General features: G+C 68.3%; 7 protein-coding genes. 1 reads left to right on the forward strand and 6 read right to left on the reverse strand.

The genetic code is table 11. From position 1 onward, the window contains the following. Positions 1 to 33 precede the first annotated feature (33 nt). From ACRDSQ_RS06870 to ACRDSQ_RS06895, 6 genes are all read right to left on the reverse strand, one after another. Complete coding sequence (locus tag ACRDSQ_RS06870) at positions 34 to 333, reverse strand: DUF1416 domain-containing protein (protein WP_431419728.1); 300 nt, start codon at positions 331 to 333, stop codon at positions 34 to 36. 30 nt (positions 334 to 363) lie between these two features. Beyond that, positions 364 to 1,203, reverse strand: coding sequence for a sulfurtransferase (locus tag ACRDSQ_RS06875; RefSeq protein ID WP_431419729.1), 840 nt, complete (start codon positions 1,201 to 1,203; stop codon positions 364 to 366). Beyond that, a complete protein-coding gene (locus ACRDSQ_RS06880; protein ID WP_431419731.1) occupies positions 1,200 to 1,667 on the reverse strand; it encodes a DUF4395 domain-containing protein in 468 nt (155 codons plus the stop codon). Before ACRDSQ_RS06880 ends, ACRDSQ_RS06875 begins: the two co-directional genes overlap by 4 nt. Before the next feature lie 209 nt (positions 1,668 to 1,876). Beyond that, positions 1,877 to 2,290 carry a TlpA family protein disulfide reductase gene (locus ACRDSQ_RS06885; RefSeq protein WP_431419732.1) on the reverse strand — a complete coding sequence of 138 codons (414 nt, stop codon included), beginning with the start codon at positions 2,288 to 2,290 and terminating at the stop codon, positions 1,877 to 1,879. 151 nt (positions 2,291 to 2,441) lie between these two features. Continuing rightward, positions 2,442 to 2,669 carry a hypothetical protein gene (locus ACRDSQ_RS06890; RefSeq protein ID WP_431419734.1) on the reverse strand — a complete coding sequence of 76 codons (228 nt, stop codon included), beginning with the start codon at positions 2,667 to 2,669 and terminating at the stop codon, positions 2,442 to 2,444. Beyond that, on the reverse strand, positions 2,666 to 3,532 hold the full coding sequence (locus ACRDSQ_RS06895) for an LmeA family phospholipid-binding protein (protein ID WP_431419737.1): 867 nt from the start codon (positions 3,530 to 3,532) through the stop codon (positions 2,666 to 2,668). The genes ACRDSQ_RS06890 and ACRDSQ_RS06895 overlap by 4 nt, the downstream gene beginning before the upstream one ends. A gap of 395 nt (positions 3,533 to 3,927) precedes the next feature. Between ACRDSQ_RS06895 and ACRDSQ_RS06900 the strand changes: the two genes are divergently transcribed. Then, the coding region (locus ACRDSQ_RS06900; RefSeq protein ID WP_431419738.1) for a winged helix-turn-helix transcriptional regulator at positions 3,928 to 4,659 on the forward strand (732 nt) is incomplete at its 3' end.

The following is a 4,659-nucleotide window of genomic DNA, read 5'->3' on the forward strand; positions in this document are numbered from 1 at the left end:
GGGAGGTCCCAGGGGCTTCGGTGAGCTGACGGATCAGGCGACCGTGATGGCCACGTCGTGGAAGCCGGGGCCCGCCGCGCTGACGGTTGCCTCGCCGTTGCCGGTGCGGTGCAGGGCGCGGACGGTCCAGTCGCCGGGGGCGGCGAAGAACCGGAAATCACCGGCGTCCGAGGCGACTACCTCGGCGGTGAAGTCGCCGGTCGAGTCGAGCAGGCGCACGAAGGCGCCGCCGACGGGCCGGCCTTCCTTGGTGACCTTGCCGGTCAGCACGATCTCCTTGCCCGCGTCCACGTTGGCGGGCACGGACTGGTCGGGGGCTCCGCAAGACTTCATGTCAGGTATCTCCCTAAGTGGTGCGGCGGGTCAGTTCTGGGCGCCGATTTCGACCGGCACGCCGACCAGCGAGCCGTACTCGGTCCACGAGCCGTCGTAGTTCTTGACGTCGCTGTAGCCGAGGAGTTCGCGCAGGGCGAACCAGGTGTGCGAGGAGCGCTCGCCGATGCGGCAGTAGGCGATGGTCGACTTGCCCTCGTCGAGTCCGGCCTCCTTGTACAGCTCGCGCAGCTCCTCGTCGGAGCGGAACGTGCCGTCCTCATTGGCGGCCTTGCTCCACGGCACGTTGATCGCGCTCGGGATGTGGCCCTTGACCTGCGCCTGCTCCTGCGGCAGGTGCGCGGGGGCGGCCAGCTTGCCGGAGAACTCGTCGGGCGAGCGGACGTCGACCAGGTTCTTCGTGTTGATCGCCTCGATGGCCTCCTCGCGGAAGGCGCGCAGGCTCAGGTCCTGGTCCTTGGCGGAGTAGGTGGTATACGGGCGCGACACCGCATCGGCATCGAGCGGGCGGCCGTCGAGTTCCCATTTCTTGCGGCCGCCGTCGAGCAGCTTGACCGACTCGTGGCCGTAGAGCTTGAAGTACCAGTAAGCGTACGCGGCGAACCAGTTGTTGTTGCCGCCGTAGAGGACCACTGTGTCGTCGTTGGCGATGCCGCGGGCGGAAAGCAGCTTCTCGAAGCCTGCGCGGTCGATGAAGTCGCGGCGCACCGGGTCCTGCAGGTCCTTGCGCCAGTCGACCTTGACCGCGCCCGGGATGTGGCTGGTGTCGTACGCGCCGGCGTCCTCATCGACCTCGACGAACACCACACCGGGCGCACCGAGGTTCTCCTCGGACCAGGCGGCCGTCACAAGCACGTCTTCGCGGCTCATCGGGTGGTTCCTACTTTCTTATTCGTGATGGACAAGCGGTTGAGCAGCAGATACGCCTCGCAGCCGAGGCAGAACCCGAACGCGGCGTTCAGGAAGGCGGCGGCCAGGGCGGCCGCCGTGGCGACGATCCCGAGCCCCAGCAGCCCGGTCGCGTACCCGAGGGCGCCTACGACGGCGAAGCCGAAGCCCACCGCCTGCGCGAACCGAAGCGGAGCGACGTCCTCCCGCTCGTCGGTCGGCCCCAGCCGGGGCGCGATGAACATGCGGTAGAGCACGCCGTAGGGCGAGTAGTTCAGGCCTGCGAAAGCGCCGATGGCGAACACCACCGCCTGGGCGGCCAGCAGCGGCCACCAGCCGGTGAGCAGCACCGCGACCAGGACGGCCGTGGTGAGCCAAGCGCTGAAACGGGGACCACGCGGGTCCACCTGGGGTGATGCCGACTGTGATGTGGCTGGTTCGATCACGGTGCCTCCTGACCTGGACGCGCGGGAATGGAGTCCGGTGGGGGCGGAGCGGACGCTTGCGCGATCCTGGGCTTACCGCCCGATCAGATCGTTCCCCGACACAGCGAACTGTAAATCCACCGCGCGTCGCCTGGTCAGAGTGCTGGTCACGGCGGCGAGTTTACCGGCGATCCCTCGGTACGGCACTTCTGTCCAGCCAGTGGGACTGATCATGCCGACAGATGCGGCCGCAGCGCGGCCAACAGCGACTCACGCCGCGGCACCCCGTCGACCCGCAGGATCTCGGCGCCTCGCGAGTCCACGGCGAGCGTGGTCGGCGTCCGCAACACGGCCAGCCGCTGGGCGAGTTCCGGCCGGTCGGTGAGGTCGATATCGGTGTGCGCGAGCCCGTCGGTCTTGTCGGCGAGGTCGGCCAGGATGACCCGGGCGTGCCTGCAGGGAGCGCAGAAGGTGGTGGACAGCTGAACCAGAGTCACGTCGGCACGGGGATCGAGCACCGCACGCACGTCATCGGGAACGGTCGCCCTGTTCTTGGTGCGCACCCGACCATCCCGTCGCCGCAGCAAAACCCCCACCAGCGCGGCGACGAGCAGAGTGCCGATGGCCACCAAGCCGCCAGTCATTCGGTCTCCTCCCGTCGGGCACCCACAAGCATCAGCCCGCCCGCGCCCGCGCGCATCCACGTCCACCCAGTGGAACAGCACCCTGGCGCACTGCATTCCGCGTGATCCCCACCAGCACAAACGCAACGGGCACCGCCCCGCACAAGCGGCGCTACACCGGCACCGTGGCGAACAGTTCCAAGTGCCCACACCCATTGCACCGGTACGCGTCTATCTGCAACCGAGCCTTGCCCATCCGCTTGGCCCCACCGAAGATCCCGCGCTCCAACGGTCCGTCGACCCACCGGGCGAACCCGCTGGAGCCCTCGCCCCGGTCCTCGATGAATCCCTGCTCCAAGGTGCCGCCTTCGCACCACCGGCACGCGGCGCCTGCGGTCACTTCCCCAGCACCAGGTTCGTTGCCTTGCCCTTGACCGACAGCACTCCCGGCTCGACCTTCACCGACGTCGGCGTCACCGAGAACGGCAGGTCACCGGGGTTGAGCTTGACCGCGAAGAACGGCAGCACCTTCCGCTGGATCGCCGGCGGCAGGTTGACGTCGGCCTCCCCGTTGCGCAGTTCGATGCGCTTGGGCGAGACCGAGATCAGGTTCTCGGTGAGGCTGATGATCGAGAAGACGCACAGTTCGGTGGACTCGCCCGCGATGTCGGCCGTGCCGCAGAGCTTCACGCCCGCTGTGCTGCCTTCGACGTCGGCGGTCTCCGGGGTCTCCTCCGCGGGGGCGTCCTCGGCGGGCTTGGTGGCGACCGTCTTCTCGCTGACCGGGTCGATCGTCAGGTTGGTCAGCGACTTGATGACCTGGTTCTCGTTCGCCGCCATGGCCCGAGTCACGTCGGCGGCCTTGACCTTGACCTGGCCGACGACCTCGCGAACCGGGACCTCGGTCAACGAGCCCGACACCAGGTCCGACAGCGGCGCCTGGACTCCGCGCAGGTCGGCGTGGACCTCGACGTCGCGCAGCTGGTTGACCGGGACGCCCTTGGCGTCGACGGTGACCAGGTCGTACTCCCCGGACAGGGCCTGCAGCAGGAACGAGAACCCGCCGACCTTCACCGACGGGTGGTCGGTGAGGTCGAACTGCTTCTGCGCACGCTTCGAGACCTCGTGCTCGAACACCGCCGCCGCCCCGAAATCGGCCGCGACAAGCAGGCCGAGCAGCACGACCAGGGTGATCACCAGCCGTCGCACCGCCTTCGAGCGGCGCTTGGGTCCGGCCGTCGGCCGTCCCCCGTTGGTCACCATGGTTGCCCCGCCACCTGTCATCTCGCCATCCGTCCACGCCGGTGTCATTCGGTCCCCAAGCCTACTGAGGACGTGCCGCCGGTGGATCGGGTTGTCCACAGGCGGGCCGATGAATGGTGGGATGAATCCGCGTAACACGCCATTCACACGAACATCGAAACAACCCTCACGGCACCCATAAAGTGCAGTCCACCTTAGGTTTTACTTCCCTGTAACACGATGTAAGACCCATCGGGGCATCACCGAAAAGATGCCTCCTACCGTGTGACGCGGGCGGCATGACCAGGACATATGCCGTTCCCAGTGGTTAATCTGTCAACACGTCGCAATCGAAACCCCCTGATGGGGGCCGCACCTCAATGAAGCGGAGCGGATCAACAGAGAGGCGGACTCGGATGAGCCTCGATCTGCTGCTGCTTACCGCTGACCCGGAGCCGGGTTCGGTGTTGCCCTCGCTGATGCTCCTCCCGCACACCGTGCGGACCCAGGCGCCTGAGGTCACCGCGCTGCTCGAGGCGGGCTCGCGTGACGCCGTGATCGTGGACGCCCGCACCGACCTCGCCGCCGCCAAGAGCCTGTGCAGGCTGCTGACCAGTGGCGGCGACAGCTGCCCGGTCATCGCGGTGGTCAACGAAGGCGGCCTGGTCGCCATCACCTCCGACTGGCGCATCGACGAGATCGTGCTCCCCGCCGCGGGTCCGGCCGAGGTCGACGCCCGACTGCGGCTGCTGACCTCGCGCGGTCCGGCCGGTGCCGCCGTCGACGGCGCGCTTCGGCTGGGCGAGCTGGTCATCGACGAGGCGACCTACATGGCGCGGCTGCGTGGCCGCCCGCTCGACCTCACCTACAAGGAGTTCGAGCTGCTCAAGTACCTCGCGCAGCACGCGGGCCGGGTGTTCACCCGCGCCCAGCTGCTGCAGGAGGTCTGGGGCTACGACTTCTTCGGCGGCACCCGCACCGTCGACGTCCACGTGCGGCGGCTGCGCGCGAAGCTCGGCACCGAGCACGAGCAGATGATCGGCACGGTGCGCAACGTCGGTTACAAGTTCGTCCGGCCCAGCCGCCGGCGGCAGCTGGCCACCCACCCCACCCCCGCTCCGTCGCTCCCGCCGTCGTCAGGCCCGGCC

This window comes from Actinokineospora sp. (assembly GCF_050699995.1).
GTDB lineage: Bacteria > Actinomycetota > Actinomycetes > Mycobacteriales > Pseudonocardiaceae > Actinokineospora.